Origin of the sequence: Richelia sinica FACHB-800 (assembly GCF_014698825.1) — a bacterium.
Classification (GTDB): Bacteria; Cyanobacteriota; Cyanobacteriia; order Cyanobacteriales; family Nostocaceae; genus FACHB-800.
The window spans coordinates 1-22,857 of the sequence record NZ_JACJTT010000057.1 but is presented as its reverse complement, the minus strand read 5'-3'; the positions used below and the strand labels follow the sequence as shown (position 1 = coordinate 22,857).

General features: G+C 37.3%; 20 protein-coding genes and 1 pseudogene. 11 read left to right on the top strand and 10 right to left on the bottom strand.

Features of this window, described 5'->3' with window-relative positions; translation table 11 throughout:
• Positions 1-792: 792 nt before the first annotated feature.
• The 3 genes from H6G73_RS23035 to H6G73_RS23025 all read right to left on the bottom strand — a co-directional run bounded on the left by H6G73_RS23035 (position 793) and on the right by H6G73_RS23025 (position 6,456).
• Entirely contained in the window at positions 793-1,386 is a 594-nt protein-coding gene (locus tag H6G73_RS23035) for a helix-turn-helix domain-containing protein (RefSeq protein WP_190608686.1), read from the bottom strand.
• Between the two features lie 250 nt (positions 1,387-1,636).
• Positions 1,637-5,110 (bottom strand): plasmid replication protein, CyRepA1 family, encoded by a 3,474-nt coding sequence (locus tag H6G73_RS23030; protein ID WP_190608684.1) that lies wholly within the window; start codon positions 5,108-5,110, stop codon positions 1,637-1,639.
• Positions 5,111-6,228: 1,118 nt separating this feature from the next.
• Positions 6,229-6,456 (bottom strand): helix-turn-helix domain-containing protein, encoded by a 228-nt coding sequence (locus H6G73_RS23025; protein WP_190608682.1) that lies wholly within the window; start codon positions 6,454-6,456, stop codon positions 6,229-6,231.
• Between the two features lie 818 nt (positions 6,457-7,274).
• Between H6G73_RS23025 and H6G73_RS23020 the strand changes: the two genes are divergently transcribed.
• From H6G73_RS23020 to H6G73_RS22995, 6 genes and pseudogenes are all read left to right on the top strand, one after another.
• Positions 7,275-7,940 carry a hypothetical protein gene (locus H6G73_RS23020; protein ID WP_190608680.1) on the top strand — a complete coding sequence of 222 codons (666 nt, stop codon included), beginning with the start codon at positions 7,275-7,277 and terminating at the stop codon, positions 7,938-7,940.
• A 290-nt stretch (positions 7,941-8,230) separates the two neighbouring features.
• Positions 8,231-8,479, top strand: coding sequence for a hypothetical protein (locus tag H6G73_RS23015; RefSeq protein WP_190608678.1), 249 nt, complete (start codon positions 8,231-8,233; stop codon positions 8,477-8,479).
• A gap of 84 nt (positions 8,480-8,563) precedes the next feature.
• Positions 8,564-9,172, top strand: coding sequence for a hypothetical protein (locus H6G73_RS23010; RefSeq protein ID WP_190608676.1), 609 nt, complete (start codon positions 8,564-8,566; stop codon positions 9,170-9,172).
• Positions 9,173-11,257: 2,085 nt separating this feature from the next.
• Positions 11,258-11,359: pseudogene (locus H6G73_RS24630) on the top strand (transposase); the annotation flags it as partial.
• A gap of 138 nt (positions 11,360-11,497) precedes the next feature.
• Entirely contained in the window at positions 11,498-12,004 is a 507-nt protein-coding gene (locus H6G73_RS23000) for a hypothetical protein (protein ID WP_190608673.1), read from the top strand.
• 262 nt (positions 12,005-12,266) lie between these two features.
• A complete protein-coding gene (locus H6G73_RS22995; RefSeq protein WP_190608671.1) occupies positions 12,267-12,905 on the top strand; it encodes a tyrosine-type recombinase/integrase in 639 nt (212 codons plus the stop codon).
• Positions 12,906-12,974: 69 nt separating this feature from the next.
• On the opposite strand, the gene H6G73_RS22990 is transcribed toward H6G73_RS22995, so the two are convergent.
• Together H6G73_RS22990 and H6G73_RS22985 are read right to left on the bottom strand one after the other, a co-directional pair.
• The gene (locus H6G73_RS22990; RefSeq protein WP_190608670.1) at positions 12,975-13,874 is read right to left on the bottom strand and encodes a hypothetical protein; all 900 of its coding nucleotides are present in this window, start codon (positions 13,872-13,874) and stop codon (positions 12,975-12,977) included.
• A 96-nt stretch (positions 13,875-13,970) separates the two neighbouring features.
• A complete protein-coding gene (locus H6G73_RS22985; RefSeq protein WP_190608667.1) occupies positions 13,971-14,159 on the bottom strand; it encodes a hypothetical protein in 189 nt (62 codons plus the stop codon).
• Between the two features lie 79 nt (positions 14,160-14,238).
• Between H6G73_RS22985 and H6G73_RS22980 the strand changes: the two genes are divergently transcribed.
• On the top strand, positions 14,239-14,718 hold the full coding sequence (locus tag H6G73_RS22980) for a hypothetical protein (protein WP_190608666.1): 480 nt from the start codon (positions 14,239-14,241) through the stop codon (positions 14,716-14,718).
• A gap of 44 nt (positions 14,719-14,762) precedes the next feature.
• On the opposite strand, the gene H6G73_RS22975 is transcribed toward H6G73_RS22980, so the two are convergent.
• The 3 genes from H6G73_RS22975 to H6G73_RS22965 form a co-directional block, all read right to left on the bottom strand.
• Positions 14,763-14,966, bottom strand: a complete 204-nt coding sequence (locus H6G73_RS22975) for a hypothetical protein (RefSeq protein ID WP_190608664.1) — start codon at positions 14,964-14,966, stop codon at positions 14,763-14,765.
• Positions 14,967-14,970: 4 nt separating this feature from the next.
• Positions 14,971-15,330, bottom strand: a complete 360-nt coding sequence (locus H6G73_RS22970; RefSeq protein WP_190608663.1) for a type II toxin-antitoxin system RelE/ParE family toxin — start codon at positions 15,328-15,330, stop codon at positions 14,971-14,973.
• Positions 15,331-15,401: 71 nt separating this feature from the next.
• Positions 15,402-15,965, bottom strand: coding sequence for a hypothetical protein (locus H6G73_RS22965; protein ID WP_190608661.1), 564 nt, complete (start codon positions 15,963-15,965; stop codon positions 15,402-15,404).
• Between the two features lie 308 nt (positions 15,966-16,273).
• Here H6G73_RS22965 and H6G73_RS22960 point away from each other — a divergent pair, with 308 nt between their 5' ends.
• Both H6G73_RS22960 and H6G73_RS22955 read left to right on the top strand, forming a co-directional pair.
• Positions 16,274-16,840 carry a hypothetical protein gene (locus H6G73_RS22960; RefSeq protein WP_190608659.1) on the top strand — a complete coding sequence of 189 codons (567 nt, stop codon included), beginning with the start codon at positions 16,274-16,276 and terminating at the stop codon, positions 16,838-16,840.
• Positions 16,841-16,843: 3 nt separating this feature from the next.
• Positions 16,844-18,580, top strand: coding sequence for a hypothetical protein (locus tag H6G73_RS22955; RefSeq protein ID WP_190608657.1), 1,737 nt, complete (start codon positions 16,844-16,846; stop codon positions 18,578-18,580).
• Between the two features lie 78 nt (positions 18,581-18,658).
• Here the strand turns inward: H6G73_RS22955 and H6G73_RS22950 are convergent, their stop codons facing one another.
• Both H6G73_RS22950 and H6G73_RS22945 read right to left on the bottom strand, forming a co-directional pair.
• Complete coding sequence (locus tag H6G73_RS22950) at positions 18,659-18,871, bottom strand: site-specific integrase (RefSeq protein WP_190608656.1); 213 nt, start codon at positions 18,869-18,871, stop codon at positions 18,659-18,661.
• A gap of 18 nt (positions 18,872-18,889) precedes the next feature.
• Positions 18,890-19,057, bottom strand: coding sequence for a hypothetical protein (locus H6G73_RS22945; RefSeq protein ID WP_190608654.1), 168 nt, complete (start codon positions 19,055-19,057; stop codon positions 18,890-18,892).
• Positions 19,058-19,294: 237 nt separating this feature from the next.
• Between H6G73_RS22945 and H6G73_RS22940 the strand changes: the two genes are divergently transcribed.
• On the top strand, positions 19,295-21,217 hold the full coding sequence (locus H6G73_RS22940; protein WP_190608652.1) for a protelomerase family protein: 1,923 nt from the start codon (positions 19,295-19,297) through the stop codon (positions 21,215-21,217).
• A gap of 237 nt (positions 21,218-21,454) precedes the next feature.
• Positions 21,455-22,027, top strand: coding sequence for a hypothetical protein (locus H6G73_RS22935; protein ID WP_190608650.1), 573 nt, complete (start codon positions 21,455-21,457; stop codon positions 22,025-22,027).
• The last annotated feature ends 830 nt before the right edge of the window (positions 22,028-22,857 follow it).

Genomic DNA, 22,857 nt, shown 5'->3' with positions numbered 1-22,857 from the left:
CGCAGACATAACGGGATGGCATAGGTGCGTACCTGCTTGATGTCCGTTAATTTAAATTAACGGACATCAAGCAGGTACGCACCTATGCCATCCCGTTATGTCTGCGTTAACAAGTTACGATATATCCTTACAGGTTATCATATCTGCATAACAAGTTATTTTTTCGCATAGTAACAAGTTACCATCCTTGCATAACAAGTTATCTTTTCGCGTGGTAACAAGTTAGGTTGTCCAATAACAAGTTACTATCTTTGCATAACAGGTTATCATCCTTGCCTAATAAGTTATGTTTTATCTCACCAGTTATCATTTATCGTCACAAGTTAGTATTTATCTTTACAGCATAACAAGTTAGTTTTTGTATCACAAGTTAGCAGCTATCCTTACAAGTTATTATTTTTAACTTATTTATTAACAAGTTGTAAAAATGCGATCGCATTTTCCCATCTTCACCAGTCCCCAATCATTTATTACTTTATAACTATTTAGTCATGATTTAAGACTTGCCATACTGCGTACCATAGTGGGCTACTACGCGCTTTCAGCGCGGGTTGCCTTAAATGGTTTCTCAGTACAATTTGTATAAAAACATCTCCGGTAACGAAAAAAAGCATAATACTATTTACTGTAGTTTCGTTACACTCCAACTTTTCGTTACATCACCCCAACCGCCCATTTTTAATTATTTGCGGGTTTCGTTACAGGCACGCGCTAAAGCAGAACTGACAAAAATAAACCCTACCTCATGCACTAGGTAGGGAATAGGGGATGGGAGGGAGGAGGGCGATCGCTCTAACTAGCCTCTAGCAATTGCTTATATTCTCTGGCTAATTCCTCTGGAGTCATATTTTTAAAATCGAAGTCTTCCCTAGTTTCTGGTTCGGCTGGGTTGTTTATGATGTACCCGTGTTTCTCAACGGTCGCTATAGCTTTTTGAGGATTGAGAACTAAGTCATATAGACCAAACTCTCTCTCAAGCCTTGAGTGAATGTTTATTGAACTGCTAAGAGCAGAAACAGCACGATAATTAATATCCGGCTGATTCAATTCACATAGCATCAGTTCTGATAATTTCTTCCTTATCAATCCATTACAAACACATCCCTCTAAGGACTGCTCACTGGCAAAATTTATCCAGTCTATAGGGTTTATTTCTGCATCACTAACAGCTTTATTAGATTCACTCTTAATTGCCTCTATTTTGGCTTCTATAGCATCTTCTTTGTTCTCTTGGGTAGATGGTTCATTATTTGCTTGAAACTCATCCCACCATCTATATAACGTCTTCCGACTGACTGAGGATGTATTTTCTATATCTTTAATTTTTATACCTTTACGGAATAGCTCAAAAGTTTGTAATTTTTCTGTGGTTTTGGTTTTGGGCATAAAATGTCATAAAAATTAGAATATTTCTCGCTTATGCCTATTTTATGACATTAAAAAATTAATGCCTAAACTTTTGTATTCTTGCTTTCTATCTTATTTAACTTATCCCTTGCAAAATTAGCCTTATCCATTGCTCTATTTGCCTTATCTGGAAGCTTCAGCTTGCTGTAAATATCGGCTAAAGCCTCATAGAAAGGTATTAGCTCCTGCCAAGTTTCTCTAAGCTATTTTGCGATTTGCTCATAATCAATCACCCGCAATCCTCCCAGAGTTTATAATAAGTTTCTACAGCTTCATTGAAACCTTGTGGCATTTTTATATTAGAGAAGCTATCTAAAAACTTCTCAATTTCTGCTTTCATTTTTATTCCCCAATCTTTAATAGCTTGATACGCTAATCCGATATTTTCTTTATTACCAAAATTCAGAATTAGATTTTTAATTCTCTTGGCTTCTGTTTCAAACTCTAGTTTCTCCTTGTTAACATCCCTGGTAAGTTTCCTCTCAGGGTTGCGTGCTTGTGACTGTGATTGTGGTTGTACTAAGTGTTTTTCTTGTTCCGTAGTTGCTACAGAGTTGTTAAATGTTAATAATTGTCTGTGTCCTTCATGCCATTTACTTTGTGAGGTTTGCAAAATTTTGATAGCTTCAAAATTAGAACCAATCACGTCTTTTAGAATCTCTTGAATAGCTGCATTATGTGTACTCTGATCAGCCGTCAGATGCCCTAAGTTGTCAGGTTTCACAACAACACTTTCTAGCTTCTCAACTACTGCTACCACTTCCCAGTAATTGCTGCTCTTGATAGCTTGTGATAGTGCTTTTTCAAACCATTTCCGAGTACCAGAGTAGTTTTTATTCTGGACTTCTCTAGACATAATAGGTAGTAACTCAGAGGGTATCCGAAACTGCGCTAAAATTTCTTGTTCCCTAACTATTTGTTCCTGCTCTTTAGCTTTCCAAGCTGCAAAAACTTGGTCACGTCCATCCCAGATGGGGATAGCTTCACCGTTAGCGTCCAGTACAAGTTTTTTGCGCTCTTTCCCGTTCTTTGATGTGGTTGTAGTGGTTTCAAAGTCAGGAGCAGGACAGCCATGAATCCAGGCTAATTCCCCATCTATTCGCTTCTGTTTAATTTGAGGTATTTTGTAACCAATTAGACTAAGTGCCTTACGGATAACAAACATATTGCTAGGTTCTTTTTTATCCTTCTCACTAAAGTCACAGATAAACAGTTTTAAGTCTTTCAAATTAGCTCTTACACCGTTCCCAAACTTAACTGCTAGTGGGTGATTTTCGTAAAGTCCGGTAGTATTTAGCAGTTCCAAGAAACCAATCTCAAGCAATGCCCAAACTTTACGGATTGAGAAAGATTTATTATCATCCCAAATAGCTCTTTGACCTTTACCCCTCTTATGGCTTGACTCAACTATGTTTAACTCTTGACGTTCCAAACTATCTTTGTTTAGTAATAAATGATGTAGCTTAATTTGTGGTTGCCAGCCTTCATCATTTTTTCTTACTAAATCAGCCGTTACAGGAATTTGGTAGACTTTAGCAAGTTTGGCTTTATCTATCTCATAGCGTTGCTGTTCTGATATTGCTTTTTTCTGCTCTAAAGTCTTGATATCATCCTCAGTAATGTCTTTAGCAGCTTCAACTTTTTGGCAGTAATCATCATAAACCTCATCTCTGACTTTGGTAATGTTAATTGGCTCAAAATCATCATCAGCATCTACATTAATAACTTGATGCCCTTCTGCTTTTAAATCTTCCAATGTGAGGTAACGATATTTTGAGAACGTATCATTTAAAATCACCCCATTAACAGCCCAAGTATTGATAAAAATGCTGTCCAAACCATCATCTAGTTCTTTATCAAACCCTAACGCTGATAATGCAGTAATGTTTTTATCATTTTTCCTATACTCACCTGCTAAGAGTTGCTTAACATTGGTCGAACCATTACCAATTTTCTGTCTAGCATCACCATTTTTGTTGATGTAGATATAGCGGTCAACTGGCTTGCGATATCTTGATAAATGTTGTCTGATACCGTCGCAGGTATGCGTACCATTAAAGATCCCGAAAACACAATCAAAATATTCAAAATCCCAACTAACACCCGTCTCAACAGATGGACTGGTTAGCACTAATTGATAATTTTGTATAGTTTCATAAAAGCTATCTAGACAACCGTTAGCAGGATGATTAAGAGTTCCTAAAGTTACTCTATCAACTCTTAGAGTCTTAACGTCGGGTAACAGCTTATTGATTAATTTTTCAACAACTGTAGTACCATATTTTGATTTTTCTCTTTGTCCAGAATCACATAATAAAACTCTCTCACCTGCTTTTAACTTTTCTACCAATTTATCAATGATTCTATCGGCATTCTTATCATTGTAGTTGTAGATTTTCCAAGAGTCTTTCTCATCTCTCACATAGTAGTTAACTACTAAATAAGGTTTAATTTCTTTGTTAGACAAACCACAAATAAAATCAAGCCCATCATCTCGCAAGTCAGCATCAGCAACAATTATTTTTCCATCTGATTCTACAATTACATTGATTAATTCTTTAAGCTTTTTAAGCAATTCCACCCTTCGACTTACACAAGGCTTACTACTCAAAGCGTGCCAGATGAATTGCTGTAATTCGTCAATAATTAAATATGCTCCTTTCCAATCTTGAGGGTTAATCCTGTGCAAACTATCAAAACATAACCCCAGATGATAGCCCTTTAATTCTGCATCATCATCATTATCATGAATGTAATTTAATCCAAAGGATTCACACAATGCTTTACCCAAAGATACCCTATGAGTAAGTAGCAATGCTTTTCTTTCACCACTTCTAATTAAGGGTGAAATAAGTGTACTTATATAGCCTGATTTACTTCCACCTTTATGACATTTTAAAGCTAAGAATTGCCAGATTAAAGGTAATTTAAAAGCAGGTGTTAATTTACCTTTGTCATCTCGATTGGTTAGATATTTTTGATTTAAAACTATGTCAGGAACATAGGTTAATTGTTTTAGTCTGTTAGTTTGCCACACTGGGAAGTCAATAGCATTTTTATAAATACCGTCTATTGCTTCTTCTCCGAGTGCAACTAAAACATCATCCAAACCTTTACCTAGTGCAGTTGCCCAAGTGGCGACTTTAACAGAACAACCAGCGAACTGTAAAACTTTACCCGTTCTTTCAATAGCATTGTTAACGTTACGTTTTGAGCTTCTTTTGGTATCACTATCAAAAGCCAAAATTATCTTGCTACTACCTCTTAAAAATTGGTCTAATTCTGGGATGGGGTGAGGATGCCCTACTTTTTCTTTATGCTCGTTCTTAGGCTGTCTAATAACGTTGGAAATGCCTGGAAAACCAATTGCAGCATAGCCAGCCGTTAACATAGCTAGTGCTTTTTTTAGTCCTTCTACAAAGACAAGCGTTACAGAGTTTTCAATTACCCAAGTCCAGAAAAGTCCAGGATTAATCAAAACATCCTGGTAATTTTCTGGAAGTGGTACACCAGCTTTAGCCGCTATTTTTTCCCATACTTGGGGACTTACTCTAGCTAAAAAGCATTGTGTATTTGTTTTCGCAGGATGTTCATATTTAATGATTTTTCCATCCTCATCCTGCCTTGGGTAATCAGCTTTGAGACAACACCATTCACTGTTGTTAACATTACCTGAGATGTCACGGGTAATGGTGTTACTCACCCAAGCTCTACCTCTGGTTAACTCCTCATAACGTCTCATCCAAAAAGTGTTTAATCTACCAGTATTTAACCTTTGGTTCGCTGGCAAGGCATAGCAAAGATATTCATAAACTGAAATACCAGGGATGGATTTAATATTTAATGCTGCTAGTTCAGGAGCGATCGCACTTCCAATGGTCAATTCTTCCCAGTGACGTTGATCAATATGATCTGGCTTCTGTGGGATAGTTGCCTGTGGTAACGGTTGTGTATTTTTAGTTTCTGTCTGTTCCTTCAACTCTTGGAACTGCTGACGTTTTTTGATGCTGGCTTTTAGTCTATTGAGTCTAGAGAAGCATTTTGTCAGATATGCAACCTGGAAGATGTTGACAAGGTTTTCTAACAGGCAAAAGTTGAAAGCTAGTGAAGGGGATAACAACATTATGCAGCCTCCCCTTTATTCAGTTGATTAAATTCTTTTTTGCCTAAAAATTTGTGAAAATGCCCACAATTAGCACATCTTACATCAGCAGCGTGCGGTATTGGGTTTTCTCTGGGAATTACGTTAAATAACTCATGACCACACTTTCGACATTTGTTGACTTTATCACTAGATAGCGATATAATAATATTCATTCAGGGTTGCCTTTTTACTGCTTGAACAACCCGCACTTCCTATTTTTTTTAAGTATCTATTTTCTGTTTCAAGTTGTTTCAGGTTGTTCTAAGTTTTGACCTGACACAAGTTGAAACAATATGATATGATGGGGGAAAGATTTTTATTATTTGTAAGTAAGCCTAATGTTTGTCGGCTTTTGGTTTAGGTTTTCCAGACCTTAACCCGGTTTCTTTCCCTCAGCAAAATGAAAGATACTGTATAAAAAAGGTTGCACGAGCATTAGCCTTTTTTTTACCAATATTCCATTAATAGCATTGTTTTTCTGTTAGTGGATAAATATACAATCTAGAATAGTCCTACTATATCCCTATATAAAAACTTATCGTAACCATAGACAATGCTCTATGGTTTATTGTTGTACCTCTTATCATAGAAAATTATATATACATATCATAGACTTTAATCAATCATAGATACTTGTTTAGTTTTCATGGTTCGGTTGGTCGGGAAGTGCGATAGCTCTAAACTAACTCGTTATTCACTTCTCTTATTTGGAACATCTCACCAATACTTACGCCAAAGTAATCACAAAGTTTAATGGCCACTTGGCAGTCAATACGGTTAAAAGTGTTTTTGGCATAACCTCTTACAGCATTCTCTGTTATTCCTACTTCTCTAGCTAGTTGGGCAATATTGATCTGTTTTTCTTCCATGTAATTTTTTAAACGACAAACCATAACTTTTTTCATAAACAACCTCAACCTATAATTATACTCTTATACTTGACTATTCAAATATGAGAATAGATTATATATCACTACGGCTATTATCAGATATACAAATAGTCGAATATTCATCTACTCGAATATATGAGCTAAATTAAAAATATCAGACAACAAACTTTCACAGATAACCGATTAATTCCAGTCAAATAACCGACTAAACACCTTACCAGATAAGGATTACAGCGATTAAGTCTGACGCTGTAAAAGATAACCTGATAGATATATGCTCAATAAGTGAAAGATTAAGAACGATAGGAGTCAAATTATTGAAAGATGCCACGAAAACGACGTAATAATGCGGCTTGCAGCCATGACCTATTTACTGACTACTGCCTCACCAAGTCTGAACTAACTGAATTGCTAGGAGTTTCCAGAGATTCAGTAATTCGATGGTGTAAATTAGCCTTTTTCTATATCAAACCGTTTAGAGAAAGCTATCCCAAGCTATCAGATGGAAGTTACGACAGTGAAAGCCCTTTAAACCCTTACCAGTGTTGGGTTTTATCGAGGTTGGGTAGAGAGTTTAGCAAGTTGAAAACAGCAGAACGGGTAAAACTTGGGATTAAAAATAACCCGAATCTCTACTCAAGATATACGTATCAGAACGCACTTAGAAACCTAAACAAACTAGCAGCATGAGAAAAATAAAACGCAAGCCACAGAAGCCCCTACCCCCACAACCGCCAACATTCAGCCCAGAGATTGAGCTAAAAATTCTCGAAGTCCGATTAAATCACCCCTGGTTTACAGACATTAAACGCTAAACAAAGGAAAATCAAACCATGCCAGCACGTAGAACCGCTAAAACCGCAACAATTGATCCCAACAGCGTAAATATTGCCAATTTTTGCCAATCTCAAGGCATAAATGAGCAAATCTTCAGGCTTGAGTTAATGCAATATCAAGACAATGCAGACAGCACCAAAACTGTTGATGCTGAGTTGGCTAAGTCTGTGGCTACCTCCATCACATCCACATCTAAAGCACTACCTCAAACCACAGAAAAAGCTGAAAACATTACCCAGCAAGCAATACAGCCAGCACAAGGAACAGCCACAGAACAGCCTCAAAAGCCCCAAAATTCTGACATAGTGGCATCTACCCCATCTGTCCCAACTTCCCAACCTCAGCAATCTGCCAACGGGTCAACCGCGATTACTTCTCTAGATGAACTTGTAGCCACAGTTAAAGAAGATGTCCAGTTGGCGGATCTAATCCTTCAATTCAGAAACCAACAAATTACCCAAAATAAACAGTCCCGTGATGCCCAACTAGTACAGCAACTACAAGAAAGCCGGATAGACACCAGAAACCAAGTATTTGATGCTTTACGTGGTTTTGGTAGTGCAGTTGCTAGTCCCGACTTACCAGACTTAGAACCTGATTTAGCCTCAGAAGTTGACCGCCTCAGCTTGGAACTGGGAAAGGGGTTAACTATCAGCAGCTAATCGAAATAGAAGCCCAAATCAAGCGATTAAAGGCACGTTACCAGCCCAAGCCCAGGATTAACCTACTTTTACCCTTAGACCTCGTTAACGCTGTTTTAGAGGGCATAGCGCGACTGTTTACCCCACTTGAGGATGATACAGATGATTTTGATATTTGACCGTGTAAACAACGTCTTAGCTCTAGCTATTAACACCCTACTCTGTGGCGACTACTGCAACACCCACTAATGAAACTGCCTTACTAGAGAAGCAAGGCAGCATTAAGATTATTTACACCAGGATTTTACCTTATGGCTAACCTCAGCACTGAGCAAATCAAAACCATTCTTAGAGGCACAGAAGAAACACTTAAGATGGTTTTAGCCTCGGAACAATACCAAAAATTACAACAGTCACAATACTTTGACACCACCAATGATTTAACTTTGGGTGATGCTATTCAGGCATTATCAGAAGTATGGGAAGCAATTGTTAATGTTCAATACTCTGAAGAAATGGCAGCAATAGAAGCCAAGAAACAGTTAGATACAGCAAATTAATCTTGATTAATTTCTCCAGAGAATAAAAGGGATATCTGCCAGATATCCCCACAATAAGATGTGTCTCATTTACTCCTCAATTCTATGCCCAAAACCAAGCTACAAACAACACAAGATAAACTTAGAGATTCGGTTGGTGTGTCTTCAGAGAATACTAAAAATAATCCACACAGTACAACTGAAAGCAATCACCAACCTTTAGTTTTTAACCCGGATGATTATCTAGCCAAAGATTTATTTTCTGATTCCTCCATCTTACCCAGAGTTACCAAAGTAGATGCTGATAAAGCGATTCAATCTATCTCTGAAAAGCGGGAAACACTGCGGTTAATTGGTGCAAATCTCCAACTAAATACTGATGTTTATAAAACTGGTTCTCTCAGCGAAAAGATGAACCAAGCCAACATTGTTTATCAAACAGACGGCATAAACACCCAAGCTAAGATAGTGGACTTTCAAAAAGCAGGTGTTAACCTCCAAATTGCACAATCCAAGCTTTACCAGACACAAGAAAAACTCACCCACCAAAACATTGAACTACAAGGATTAAAGTCAGAAACACCACTAAGACAAGCTTACTGGAAAGCCAAACTATCATTAATTGAGTCTAGAATTGCACAAGTAGAACTTGCCAAATTCCAACTTGATGCCAAGATAGGAGCAATTGAGAGCGAATCAGAAAGTATTGATTAAAAGTATTTAACCAGGGTGATAAATTCACCCTTTTATATTAATTGGATAGATAAAATGAACTTTCAAATACTAAGGAATAGCTTTGTAATTGGTAGCTTGGGTGTAAGTTTTACTGGTTTTGTTGCACTATTCACCCCATATAATCAATTCTCCCAATTCCTGATTAGTGCTGGTTTAGGTAGCTTGGCTAGTTCCTCTCTGGCTATTCAGGCAAGCCAGAAAGTGAGCAATAGGAAGTGTAAAAAGTTTTTGAACGAAATTGAATCATTAAAAAGTGAGACTAATCATTTTTCTAAGCTGCTACAAGACAAACACCAGGAACTAGCAGAGGTAATAAAAGACAGAGATAATTATGCTGAATCAATGGTTAATTTATCCCAAGACTTAGGCAGATTAACCGCAGAATTGAAAAGCACTAAGGAACAATTAGTATTCACTCAAGATATAAATTTTAATGCAGCCGTTGAAACCTTGAGAGACAGTCTCAAAGATGTTCAAAGTCAAGTAAACAACCTTTTACCTTATTTGATTAAAAAGTTTGGGATTGATGTTAATTCATTAGTGCAAGAGTTTAACCAAGATGTTGTTAGTATTAACGCTCAGATTGGTGTAATCTCTGATAACTCCCAGTTAACGAATGAGGAATTAATTAGCGCGTGTATCGCAGTACAACACCAGATACTTACCAAAGGGATTGGACTAAAAGCCAAGCTGTATAAATTGGCAGTAGAGAAACTTCAAAAACAGTTAAGCAACGTTATCTCATTGGATGAGCATACTACCAAAATTGAACAAATCAAGGATTACTACTCACGCAACTTAAAAGCAATTCAAGAAGAATTTAGCCAAGTGGCTGATGGGGTAATATCTGCCTATAAAAATGATTTTCACGAAGTAGTAAACGACGGTTTAAACCAGTCTCAAGAATTAGCACAGTTGCAAAACGAGATAATCTCACTCAATGGTAAATTACATGAATTGAGCAAGCCTTTACAGTTTGTAGGTACATCAGAAGCTGCAAGGGTAGGTAATTCTATTATCAATTACTATTCTTCAAAGCTAGGAATTACCCTTGATGCAATTGATTTTAGTAGCACAGAAACAGGTTATAAACTACTGTTTCATTTAAGCCGGAATAATCGGTTTATTGACACAGCAACTCTTAATGATGGAAACAACTCAGACAAGATTAAGGAACTGTCTGGAAGTTTAAACACTCCTAAATTCTCCCAGTCTGAACGGTCTAATTATGTTTCTCTGGAAATCGAGTTAAAGAAACAGGAGAAAAAACAATTAACCATTGAAGACGTTAGACGACTAATAGAACCATCTAATAAATTTGGTGAAATCGTCTCGCGATATCACCAATCAAAACCAACCTTGAGAGTAATGACCAGGACTGGAGGTGGTAAAGGTATCGCTGTTAAAAACCTGTTGAGCCACTACGTCAACCATTGGGAAGGATGGGAACTGTGGCTAAGTGACCCTCAACATGGAAGCTTTGAGGACTATTGGCAGTGTCCCAAAATCGCCAAGTCTCCCACAGAAGCCAGCAAAGTTTTAGAACTGTTTATTGGTGAATTTAACAAGCGTAAAGAGGGTATTTCCATTAATGAAAATATCCCAGTTATGGGTATTTTTGACGAATGCGATAAAACCTTTGACAAGAAACAAAAGCAGGGTATAGCGCAAATCTGGACTGAAATCAGACACCGGAAAATGAAACTAATTCTGATTGGTCAAAGTTCAGAGGTGGGGAAGAACGGCTGGACTTGGGATGAAATGAATAATTGTTCATTAATGTTTATTGGTGATGCCATCGGTACAGCGATAAAACACGCTGATAATTTGGGATGGTCAAGCGATATGAAAAGTAAGATTCCTAGCATTTACCAGAAAGTTAGCGACTGGATGAACGAAGCCAACAGAGATTTACCAGTTAAAAACCATTACCGCTTGGGCTTGCTGGTTGATGGGATGAAATATGACTTTATAGAAATACCACCAGCACTAGAAGGCAGTTTGGATAATCATCAATCTTGGCTTGTAACTCATCCTTGGCAGTCTAAAGCATTGAGTCAGGGTGAGAGTATAGCCTGTGTTCATTGTGGCAGTGTGGATGTCAAGAAAAACGGTAAATCAGGTGATAAGCAGCGTTATAAATGCAATGACTGTAATAAAAGCTTTTAAAAGTAGCAGTGGATTGACTATGAAGATTTGATGAAGTTACCACATATATATGAAATCTACTTTATGTATTGTGTACTAAGTGCTAGTAATTTATACAGATTTAATCTGTAATAATTTTCTTAAGGGATCTGAAGGATGAATATTTATCAACGTTGTCTGTCATTTGTTGTAGGTATGGGTAGTGCTGTTGCTATTGTTACAACTGCCTCCTCTGCTAAAGCTGCAATTTTTACTGTGAACGGAACTGATTATGATTTAACGACAAAAACAGGTAGTTTTAACAGCTTGTCCTCTGAACTGACTCAACAGCCTTGGTGGGGGAATTTTTCTCTTGCTATTGACTTTGCAGCTGTGGTTGCTGGGACACTTGGTCTTCCCAACGATACTAGTTTAGGAGGTGCAGGCCCTTTATTTGCTTATAGGTATTCCCCTGAAAATTCATCTCCACCAAAAATTCGTGTTTATCTCTACCTCCAAGATTATGGTTTAGCGCTAGCAACTACTGATGTCACAGACATTAATACATACGTACTTGTCAAGCCAATTCCTGAACCAACAGCAGCGATTCCAGTAGCAGTGGTATCACTAGTAGCTCTAGCTGGGTTGAAAAAAGCTAGAAAGATTGCTGTTAGTGCAATTTAAGGATTTAGTCAAAGTTTATTGGGTAATTTTTTAGGAGTCTCTAGAACGTGTTCTAGGGATTTTTCCATATAAATATTTATTTCAAATTCGTAATGACTTTACTAAAGGGATGATTTCAGAACTTTGTTTTTTTTTTGGCTTTGGCAACTATCTAAAAATGCTTTGACGATATGGCAGCGTTAGAAAATAAAATTAGTAAACCATATCCGCTGTAGATACCCTGTAACTGTAAGCTGTAGATCACCGGGGTCTACAGTCGGTTATGAAAATCAACAGGCATGGACGCGCCAAAGTTCTGACACAGCAAGAAATACAGTTAATTTTTAGTCAAGGTCTAGATAACGACCGTGACCGGATGCTGTTTGGTGTGTGCCTGTTTAGTGCCTGTAGGATTAGAGAATGTGTAACCCTACTCACTGAGGATGTTTACACACCCAAAGGTCAAGTTAGACCACAGTTTGTCATTAGAAAATCAAACACCAAGGGGAAACTGGCCACACGTTCAATACCAGTAATTGAAGACTTACGGCGGTTACTGGCTGACTACTACCGAATAGCAGGTGATGATTATCTGTTTCCTGGTAGGAGTAACGGACATATCAGCCATGACTCAGCAGCGCGGATTTTAAGGAAAGCTTGCCAACAAGTAGGAATCACCGGAGTAAGTACCCACAGTTTTAGAAGGACAGCCTTAACCCAGATGAGTAACGCTGGCATACCGTTAAGGGTAATTCAGGAATTGTCAGGACACCGGAACTTAGAACAATTGCAAAGGTATTTAGAAGTGAGTGATGAGCAGGTGTTGGGTGCGGCTGCTGCCTTATCAATGCTGTCACCTGTAGATGTCGTTAAAGACTCATTTAACGACCTTTCTACATCGGGGTCTATACGAGTGGAATAAAAACAAGATTAAATAGCTAAAAACACATCTTCATTAGACCGGCTGATCACCTTTGGTGCAACCTCGCTACTAATTACCTGACATTCTGCCTAAGCACCAACCGCCATTTTTAGACTTTGAATACTTGTAAAGCGATTTATCCCCATCTTTTAGGGCTTGTTTCTCAAGCAATGTGTCACCTCTTTTCAAAGTGAATTCCCAAGCTACTCTAATCGGAGAACCTCCTTTGTTACTCGACTCAATTATTGCCCTAACATCCGCAAAACTTGCATCGGGATAGACAAATATATTCGTAATTTTTGCGCTAACAGGCGAAAAAAGAGACGATGCAAGAATCTCTGTCGAGACACACCATGATGAAGTGCCATCATATCCCTTATTGATGATTGCATCAAAATAATTATTCATAAACTTCTTTGCAGATGCTGAGGCATCAACATTGTAAGAAACTACTTTCTTTGTCGCTGGTGTACGTGAGACTTTCGGCGTTACTTGGGGCACTTTAGATGGTGGCTGTACAGGTAGGCTCACGGGACTGGGTTTAATAGTTTCCACAGCAATAACAAGTTTTTCTGGTGTGATAGTTGGTATTGGTTTTACAGCCATTTTGTTGGCATAGTTTAAATTATTTTGATATTCAGGTATTTTATTTTGCGCCAGCGTGTAATTGGCGCTAGATTTTGGAACTGACTTTAGCAGGTCTATTGCTTCTTGCCATAATCCTGCTACCAATTGCCAATCCTCTTTTGACTGAGATGTTTGGGTGATTGTTGCCGCTCCTGTGCCCTTACTAAGCGCATCTTCAAAGTAATCTGACTTAACTTGAGTTTGTGATGGCTGAGGTGTAGGCGTTGGTGGCTGTAGTTGAACAGTTGGCGAGGGAGTTGTTTGACTGGTGATTAGTGGAGGTTGCTGGCAACCAAAAGTTAAAAGCAAGAGCAAAAGCAAGCTTGGATAATGGTTAGACATAACGCTGCCTTAAAACGTATACCTCTGATTATCCCAGCAAGTAACTGTTTACACCGCTAGAGGTTGATTTAAGTTAAAAATGTAGTTCCCCAGGTGCTACAGCAATGAAATATTACTGCCAATCCATCGGCGCTCGTGGTTGGTGATATCTGCTAGTGCGGGTATTGTTGAGAGCGATCGCTTGCGGCTTTCTTGTGATACAGGTGTTTCATAATCCCTATTTGGATGCCTAAGCCAGATAGGGATTATGGCATCCAGATAGCGATCGCTTTCACTGTCGCACAAGTTTTGAATTTTGATATCAAAAAGCTGTTTCGGTTTAAATTGGCGTTTAATAGTTGTTTATGGTTTTTGCAGAACAGTTATGATAGAGGAAAGCAATCACAATCCGAACATTTATGAAGTTGTCTGCTTTGATTCAAGAGGTGAACGTCAATGGGTTGAGCATTATCATCTGTTAGCAAAACCAAGCAAAGGTGACTTTTTAAATCTGAGTCAAGAGAAACAATTATATGAAGTTATAACTGTTCTTCTAAACATATCCAAAGTTTCCCAACCACCCGAAGATATTACTGGGACTATCTATGTTAGGAATAGTTCTGTGACTGGTACTCTGAGGAGTACACAGCCATACAATATAGAGTTTATCTATAATCCACCTGCTGATATACCAGCAGGGGCGTGCCAACCTAGAGATTTCAAGTTGTGGCACGAGCGGTATTTTATGGTTCCCAGATGTGGAGATATAGTTTTACATGAAATGGATTGGTATAGAGTTAAAGACGTGCTTCTGTCTGCTTCAGGGGTTTATGAGATTCAGGTTACTTGGAACGCCCCAAAGTAATCACACCACTTCTGAAGTATCAAAAGTATGAAAGAGTTTTTGTACTAAACCAACACTTTATCGTTAATCTTCCTGAATATAATTACTTTTTGTTGTTTTAAACTTTTTCCTTTTCTAACTTTAAGTTTCTCTTGTCTAAGTTTTTGTCTAGTTAATTCTAGAGCAATTAATTCTTGAGCGCGTTTTTCAATTTTTATTTGGCTTTCTATTGACATTTCTTGGATTTTATCTCTCAAACTTTTACCCATTGTTTTAACCTTCCTCTTTTAATTTTAAAAGATGGTCTTTGTACCGTGCATCAGCCTTTTTAATGAGTTGTTTGTAAAAACGTTTTTGGCTAACCCCAGATTTATCACCAGCTACCAATAAAATTGCTTGTCTTTTTGGGTCAAAAGCAAATGCTACACGCCAAACACCACCATCAGCAAAAAAACGTAATTCCTTCATGTTGCTGTACTTTGAGTCTTTGAGAGTGTCAACATGAGGACGGTTTAGCTGTGAACCGAATTTTACTAATAACTCTGCTGTAGCAAGTAACTCCTCTCGCACCTCTTTGGGCAAAGCATCAAACTCTGGTTCAAAATCTTCATGAAATTCTACAGTCCATTCCACTAACTTATTATGGTTAAAATGTCATACGTTTTCAAGAGTATATCAAGTAACGATAGAAACAGTCTGACGATTCAATCCAAAGTTTTACTAACCAACCACCCCATCTGATTACCCAACTTACCTGCTTTGGTAAAGGTGAAGCTACCCCACACAAAAGTCATTTCATCCTTGCCTACTCTGGGAGTAATACCAATTAACTCTTTAACTTTGCTTGTACTCAGTATCCACTTGTGAGCTACTGCTTTTTCTAGTTCCTCATATTCTGCTAAATGCGATCGCTGGTTTTTACCGATATAACTCATCATCTTTTCAACCAAACCAGCCATAACGTTAATAGCGGTAAGGTTTTCAGTGTTGTCTAGTTGGTTGTCCAGTATGTCTAGTGAGTTGTCCAGTTTTTCAAGTGGTGCAACTTCTACTTCTGGCTGGATGGGGAAATCTGCTATAACTCCACCTTCCCTAATATGCTTGTCTAGTTTGTCCAGTAGCTCTAGTTGCTGAGGGGTGATTTTACCTCTAGCTACTGGTTTTATGTCCAGTCCATTGATTCTGTCATATACGGCTTGTCTTGACTCTAAACCGTATCTTCCTTGTAGAGTAGCGATTTTAATTAATTCAGTGTCTTGATAGTCCATCTTAGTTTGTCAACTCAACCACTGGACAATTTTAGTTTGTCCAGTGACACGGTGGACAAGTAGACTTCAAAAGATTTGGTATCAAATTCGTACAAACCTGTTGAAGTCTATTTTAAAGATTAGAAAAAGTTTGTTGTGACCTGAATCATTGAGAAGTAATATATAAGACAGTATAAATAAAAGCATCTGTAGTGAAAAGTCCAAAGAATGCGAGTTTAGCTTCTACTTGTCTAACTTGTAACACAGTATTGCTTTTCTACACTTGTAACACAGTATTGCTTTTCTACAATTTAATTTAGAAGTATTGTATGACCAAGCTTTCCATAGTACAACTGCTTTATCTGCTGTATGTTCAAGCTTATTCTGATGAGGGTTCAGTAACCAAAGGCGTTGTTAAATCTTATCTGCCCAGAGATTTAAAAGATAATGCTGAAAAGACTTATGAAGATTTAATTAAACAGCATTTGATTGAGTCTCCTAAAAGAAATAGGCTTTCAATTACCATTTTAGGAAAGGAAACATTAATAGCTGAACTTAGAACAACTAAGTATAGGTTTGATACTGTTAAAGGTCAAAGAGTTATAAATACTATCATAGACCTATTACAACAAATGTCATGTAATCCCTCAGATGTTGAAGATATTGATTATGAGACATTTGTTGAAAAGTTTAAAGAATTATATTTTACAGAAAGAAGAAAGCAAGAGTTACATGGAGTTGTTGCTATTAGTAGTCGAGAAATTTGTCAAAATTTTAGTAAGATAAATTCTATTTCTCAAGTGTTATTAGATGAATATTTTAACAGGCTAAAATCAACTGGTAAAATTTTTGCTGTTATCGAAAAAAATGAAGAACTAATTCAATGGGCTGAGTGAAAAATGCCAGAAGATTCAGGTAAAAAAAGATATATAAAAGAATTTATTCAAAGAGTAGCTTCAGGAACAGGATTCTTTGAAGATATTAGAATTGAGCGTGCTATTCGACAACCAGGAAGTGACGGAGAAGCTTCCACTGCTCGAAGTTTATCTGGAAGAACAATAACTAATGTAACTCAATTGCTTGAGGATGATCTTAGACATACATTTGATGAAGGTTTTTTTACATTTAGATTTGTTGCCGCTTTAGTTGGTAGTGGTAAAACTTCTCTTTTAAGTTATTTAAACGAATTAACTAAAACTAAACTAACTTTTTTAAATCACTCAATAGTTTTTCAATTCCAACTCTCTGATATACAACCATTAGGCGATAACTTCAGTATTAAATTCTATTGTCATATTTTAGCTGAAACCTTTTGGCAGTTATTAAATAATTCCGGTTTCTCTACTTCAGTTAAATCAGTATCTGAAAATATTTTAAACGAGTATTTGGATAGTAGAGAAGTTTCAGAGTTAATAACTGCAAAAACATCAAAACCATTTCATAGTAAATTCAAAAAGTTCATGTTCGATTATATAGACGAACAATTCTTTTTTGATGTTATTTATAAAGTGTCAATTGCTGATCCAAAATTTACTTTTGTATATCTTGTGGATGAATTAGATGCTTTAGCAGAATTTCCAAATGAAATTCAAGAAACCAGATTAACTCTTAAACAAATAATCAGGAGGTCATTTGATAAATTTAATTCAAAAATTCGCCTATTAATGTATGTAGTGGGAACATCAAAAAACGTTCGTAGTTTTATAACCGAAGATTCTGTAATTGAAAGCCTTATTGGCAATTTAGTAATTAATCTAAATAAGGGTTATAACAATGAATTTGAAATAATTAAAGAAAAAATAAACTCTCGAATCAAAGGAGCTTATAGTGGTTATAAAAACTTTAATCAAGCATGGCAAGAAATTCAGAATATTTCTATAAATTCTACAAATACATTAACATTAAGAGAATTTTGTCAAAACTACGGTAACGCAATACTGGAAATTCATGCAAAATACTTTCAAGAAGCACCTGAACAAGTTTTTGAAGGAGATGCTCGAAATTTAATTGAGTCGCGGTGTAGGCAAGAATGGTCTGAATTTCTAGCCCAAAAAGCATATACTCTGTCAGGTGTTTCAACTACAACTATTATGGCAAATCACGCTTTTGACTGCTATGTAGAATTGATGCACAATGGTAATACTGTTGCTAGAGCTTTTGGAGAAGCTAAGAACTATGAGCTTTTGGGTAGTCATTTGAATATATTCAGTCAATGGTTAGAGGATGTTAAATTTAAGCCATCTAAATATGATGGGAGTCCTTCAGACTTAGCTTTTATGATTGCCCCTTCTTGTCCAACTCTCTTACAAAGAAAGTTAGAAATTAAAAATATCTGGTTCATACAATCAGATAAAATTGTACCCCTAGATATTCCAACAGTTAACTGGATTTTTGTCACTGATACTATTAAAGAAGAAAATGATTCTATCAATGTTAATAAAGCAAACAAAGCGGAATTAACCACTGCTTTTAAAGGTACTGGTATAAAACAAATAACTATTGATAAGCTAATAAATAAAAGAAAAGAAAAAGAATTTGAAAATTTAGATCAAATGGTGACTATTCTCAATCTTACCCCCAATGTCAAACAGAAATTGGAATATAAACTAAAGAATAATAAAATTTGTTTTAATTAAATATTTTTCAAATAGGAGTAGATGTAATGATCGCTGTCACTAGGGGCAAGATAGGCTAAAAACCTTACCCCGCAAAGATTACCCCAAATACAAACTACTACAATCACTAGGTTTAGCGTGTAAATATCTACTGGTAGTAGCAACGCTGGCATGACCTAAAGATTGACTAACCAGGTGAATAGGTGCGCCTCTATCTAGTGAGTGTGAAGCGTTTCCATGACGTAACCAGTGGAGGGAGGGGTTGTGAAGTCCTATGCGTTTAGCAGCTTTTTTAACAATCTCCCAAATCATAGCGTTAGTTAGAAGCCCTTAGAACGGTGTTTTCCCAGTTCTCACCACTTCCTTGAGGTACTCAGTAAAATATTCACTGCCTAGCGTGGTGCTGGATGGAGGCAAGCCAAGAGAAACATCAAATCTAGCCGCGTGTTTGTCATTCGTGGGTTTTGTGGTTTGGGTGGAAGCTGTTAGAGTAGACATAATTTAAACCTTTTATTTGCTTGCGGGTTAGCAGCCCGCTTTTTTTGTAGGTTGTTTAACCTGTTAACACTATAAGTTAACAGGTTAGGATTTGTCTAGCAACTTGTTATAATACTCTCTTATCTAGTTAGCATTTACCCTATAAGTTATCCTGTTAGGATATATCCTAACAAGTAGTTGACATAAAGCTAACTTGTTAGATATGATAGTAACAAGTTAACAAAAGGGGTCGAAACAATGAGTAAGGCAGTTCAGGAACAGGTAAACAAACTTTTTGAGGCAGTCAAGGATTTACACTCACTGGAAGAAATAAAGCCACATTGTGAAGCATTTAACGAATTTATTAACCTCAAAACCACATACACCAAAGACAGTTTAGGAACAGTTTTAAGTCGTGTTGGCTTCTACAAGAAATTTAAATCTTTACCATTAGAGCAAGGTAAAAACGCTGATTTAGTTGAAAAGTTTGATAAAGAAGGCAACCCCAAAGGACACGAATTACAGCATTATTGTTTACGGTTTTGTGGCTTGTCTAAAGAAGATTGGAAAGACAGAAACACTACTACACGGGTAAATGATAGATTGTCTGGAGACGGTCAAGAAGTTAACCCGGAAACCTATTTAGAGGTAACAGGTAAGTTATTAGAAAGCAATAATCCTCATGAGTTAGCAGTGGGTTTAATTGCTGCTACTGGTAGAAGACCTCATGAGATTTTAGCCCGTGCTAAATTCACTCAGATTAAGGGTGAAGAATATCATGTAATGTTTGAGGGACAAGGTAAAAAGCGTGGTGAGAAGCCAGTATTTAAAATTGCTACTCTTTACCCCGCTAATTACATCATTAACAAACTGAATCAATTAAGAGAATTAACCAAGGATTTTATCAGAGAAATTGAAACAGAATTTAAAGATGATATCGCTACCCAAAATAGAAAGATTGAAGACAGACGCGGTAATTCATTACGTCGAGTAGTTCAAGAATATTTTGGAGGTAAGGATACAGAAACACCAGTATTAAATTTTAGAGATAGTGAAGAACAAAACGACTGTAAGGCTTTACGTGCGGCTTATCTGTGTTTAGCAACTGATAGAGATTGTAAAGGATCACTCGGTTCTAAAATGCTTCATGCTGCTAAATTAGCTGGACATTTTACCAACGAAACACCCACAGATAAAGATTTAAACCACCTTGTAACTACTCTTGGTTACGCTGACTACTTCACCAAAAAACCTGTAACATTTCCAGTAATTAAAACTACAAAAGCCATGCAAACTACAATTAAATGCAGTCCAGAAACCAGAGATGCTATCAATAAGCTATGCAAAGAGTTTGGCAATATCTCTCAAGCCCAAACTCTTGAAAAGTTAATCGAACTTTCTCAACAGAAACCTGGTACAGAAAATAATGAAAGATTGGCAGAATTAGAAACTAACTATCAAGAATTAGTAAAAGTTTCTGAGTCAGATAAACAAGTCATTAAGGACTTGCAGTTACTTGTAAAAACCCAACAGGGGCATTTAAAAAACTCGCAAGAAACCACTAAACAGCATTTAGAAACTATCAATAGCCAAAAAACACGCATAGAGGAATTAGAAACTATGCTCAAAGAGCAAACTACCCAAACCCCACCCAACAGCGATATAGAGGCACTAGAGGCAAGATTTGAGGCACGTTTTCAGCAGTTGGAAGAATTGATCAAGAATCAAATTAGTCAACAGTCAGCAGTCAGCAGCCAGGAGTTACCTGTTACCAGTCACCAGTCAACTGTTACCAGTTACCAGTCAGCAGCAAGAGACAGAAACCAAGAGGAACTAGAGTTAATGGGTAACGCGGAACTGTGGAAAAGCCGTAAAACTGGAGTAACAGAGGAAAAAATTAGACGCTGCTTTATGGCTTTGTGTGACTATAACAATGAAGTGTCCACTGGAGACGGTGACAGGGTAGCAATAACCAACATTGTCCTAAGACAGTTAAGCGGTACTAATGGTCAAGTTGTAAGCGCCTGGATGGAACAGCACAAGGATGAAATCTTGCAGCATAACAATAAGTTTGGTATGGGTAATCAGAAAGATGCTAACAACTTGTATACGGTGTTTAATCGTGGCAAGGACATAGATAAATATTTGGAAGTTGTTAAGAAGTCTCTGTTTAGAAACTAAACCCATCGCCCCACACCACAAGCCCCGAAAAGGGGTTTATTTTTTGTCTCAACTATAGATAAGTCTCTAAATATTCTTGAAAAATCATTGTGATTTTCTATCTACTAACTTGTTATAACTGGTTGACAGAAATAAAATAACAAGTTATGTTACTTAGTAACAGGTTAAGCGATAAACGCCACGAAACGCTAACTTGTTAGTTTTTTAAACCGCTTCATTAAATAAGGAATCTCGAAAATGTTGTTATCTCAGTTAATTGAATCTCAGCAGTCCAACTACGCAGAACTACAAAGCCAAATTGAGGCGCTGCAAGAGCAACAGCGCCAAATCCAGAACTTTCTACAGCAGCTAGGAAGTGTAGAGAGTAAGATGATCAGTGGTATTCAAGTTTTACAGGAAGCAGTAGCCAGCATCCGCGAAGTTTGCCCTGATGAACTGGAAAATTACCAAGCCACGATAAACGCTCTATTTGGCGGTTCTCCCATTGCACAGTTGACCGCAAGCGTTGACCCTCAGACAGAAAATGAAACACCCTCTACACCAGTAGAGCCAGAGGACAGCCAAGTAATTGATGTTGTGTCCGCAGTGGAAACCAGCGAACCAGACGCAACCGCACTAATTGAGGAAATTAAGTGTCTATCTGCTGAAATGTCATGGAACGACTACCGCAAGTTTGTAAACTCCTACCCACTCCCTCAGCGAATCGTTAAAAAGTCTAAGGATGAAGTTAGAGCAATCTTTGAGCAATTCTTAAACAACTGCCAAACAGAGGCGCTGAGGGGGATGATAGCCAAGCTACGCAAAGCTTAGAGGGTGTGGGGTGAGTTTTCACCCCTGCCCTGCCTCCTCCCACTTCCCCTATTCCCTCTCCATCCCCTCCTCCCTACCCAGTACCGGAGCAGGGTTTGTTTTTGCCAGTTCTGCTTTAGCGCGTACCTGTAACGAAACCGTCAAATAATTAAAAATGGGCGGTTGGGGTGATGTAACGAAAAGTTGGAGTGTAACGAAACTACAGTAAATAGTATTATGCTTTTTTTCGTTACCGGAGATGTTTTTATACAAATTGTACTGAGAAACCATTTAAGGCAACCCGCGCTGAAAGCGCGTAGTAGCCCACTATGGTACGCAGTATGGCAAGTCTTAAATCATGACTAAATAGTTATAAAGTAATAAATGATTGGGGACTGGTGAAGATGGGAAAATGCGATCGCATTTTTACAACTTGTTAATAAATAAGTTAAAAATAATAACTTGTAAGGATAGCTGCTAACTTGTGATACAAAAACTAACTTGTTATGCTGTAAAGATAAATACTAACTTGTGACGATAAATGATAACTGGTGAGATAAAACATAACTTATTAGGCAAGGATGATAACCTGTTATGCAAAGATAGTAACTTGTTATTGGACAACCTAACTTGTTACCACGCGAAAAGATAACTTGTTATGCAAGGATGGTAACTTGTTACTATGCGAAAAAATAACTTGTTATGCAGATATGATAACCTGTAAGGATATATCGTAACTTGTTAACGCAGACATAACGGGATGGCATAGGTGCGTACCTGCTTGATGTCCGTTAATTTAAATTAACGGACATCAAGCAGGTACGCACCTATGCCATCCCGTTATGTCTGCG

Bases quoted from the DNA above. Each gene is read 5' to 3' on its own strand.
- H6G73_RS23035 (WP_190608686.1), bottom strand. From the start codon at position 1,386: ATGCCCAAAACCAAAACCACAGAAAAATTACAAACTTTTGAGCTATTC.
- H6G73_RS23025 (WP_190608682.1), bottom strand. From the start codon at position 6,456: ATGAAAAAAGTTATGGTTTGTCGTTTAAAAAATTACATGGAAGAAAAA.
- H6G73_RS23020 (WP_190608680.1), top strand. From the start codon at position 7,275: ATGCCAGCACGTAGAACCGCTAAAACCGCAACAATTGATCCCAACAGC.
- H6G73_RS23015 (WP_190608678.1), top strand. From the start codon at position 8,231: ATGGCTAACCTCAGCACTGAGCAAATCAAAACCATTCTTAGAGGCACA.
- H6G73_RS23010 (WP_190608676.1), top strand. From the start codon at position 8,564: ATGCCCAAAACCAAGCTACAAACAACACAAGATAAACTTAGAGATTCG.
- H6G73_RS23000 (WP_190608673.1), top strand. From the start codon at position 11,498: ATGAATATTTATCAACGTTGTCTGTCATTTGTTGTAGGTATGGGTAGT.
- H6G73_RS22995 (WP_190608671.1), top strand. From the start codon at position 12,267: ATGAAAATCAACAGGCATGGACGCGCCAAAGTTCTGACACAGCAAGAA.
- H6G73_RS22990 (WP_190608670.1), bottom strand. From the start codon at position 13,874: ATGTCTAACCATTATCCAAGCTTGCTTTTGCTCTTGCTTTTAACTTTT.
- H6G73_RS22980 (WP_190608666.1), top strand. From the start codon at position 14,239: ATGATAGAGGAAAGCAATCACAATCCGAACATTTATGAAGTTGTCTGC.
- H6G73_RS22975 (WP_190608664.1), bottom strand. From the start codon at position 14,966: ATGGGTAAAAGTTTGAGAGATAAAATCCAAGAAATGTCAATAGAAAGC.
- H6G73_RS22965 (WP_190608661.1), bottom strand. From the start codon at position 15,965: ATGGACTATCAAGACACTGAATTAATTAAAATCGCTACTCTACAAGGA.
- H6G73_RS22960 (WP_190608659.1), top strand. From the start codon at position 16,274: ATGACCAAGCTTTCCATAGTACAACTGCTTTATCTGCTGTATGTTCAA.
- H6G73_RS22955 (WP_190608657.1), top strand. From the start codon at position 16,844: ATGCCAGAAGATTCAGGTAAAAAAAGATATATAAAAGAATTTATTCAA.
- H6G73_RS22950 (WP_190608656.1), bottom strand. From the start codon at position 18,871: ATGATTTGGGAGATTGTTAAAAAAGCTGCTAAACGCATAGGACTTCAC.
- H6G73_RS22945 (WP_190608654.1), bottom strand. From the start codon at position 19,057: ATGTCTACTCTAACAGCTTCCACCCAAACCACAAAACCCACGAATGAC.
- H6G73_RS22940 (WP_190608652.1), top strand. From the start codon at position 19,295: ATGAGTAAGGCAGTTCAGGAACAGGTAAACAAACTTTTTGAGGCAGTC.
- H6G73_RS22935 (WP_190608650.1), top strand. From the start codon at position 21,455: ATGTTGTTATCTCAGTTAATTGAATCTCAGCAGTCCAACTACGCAGAA.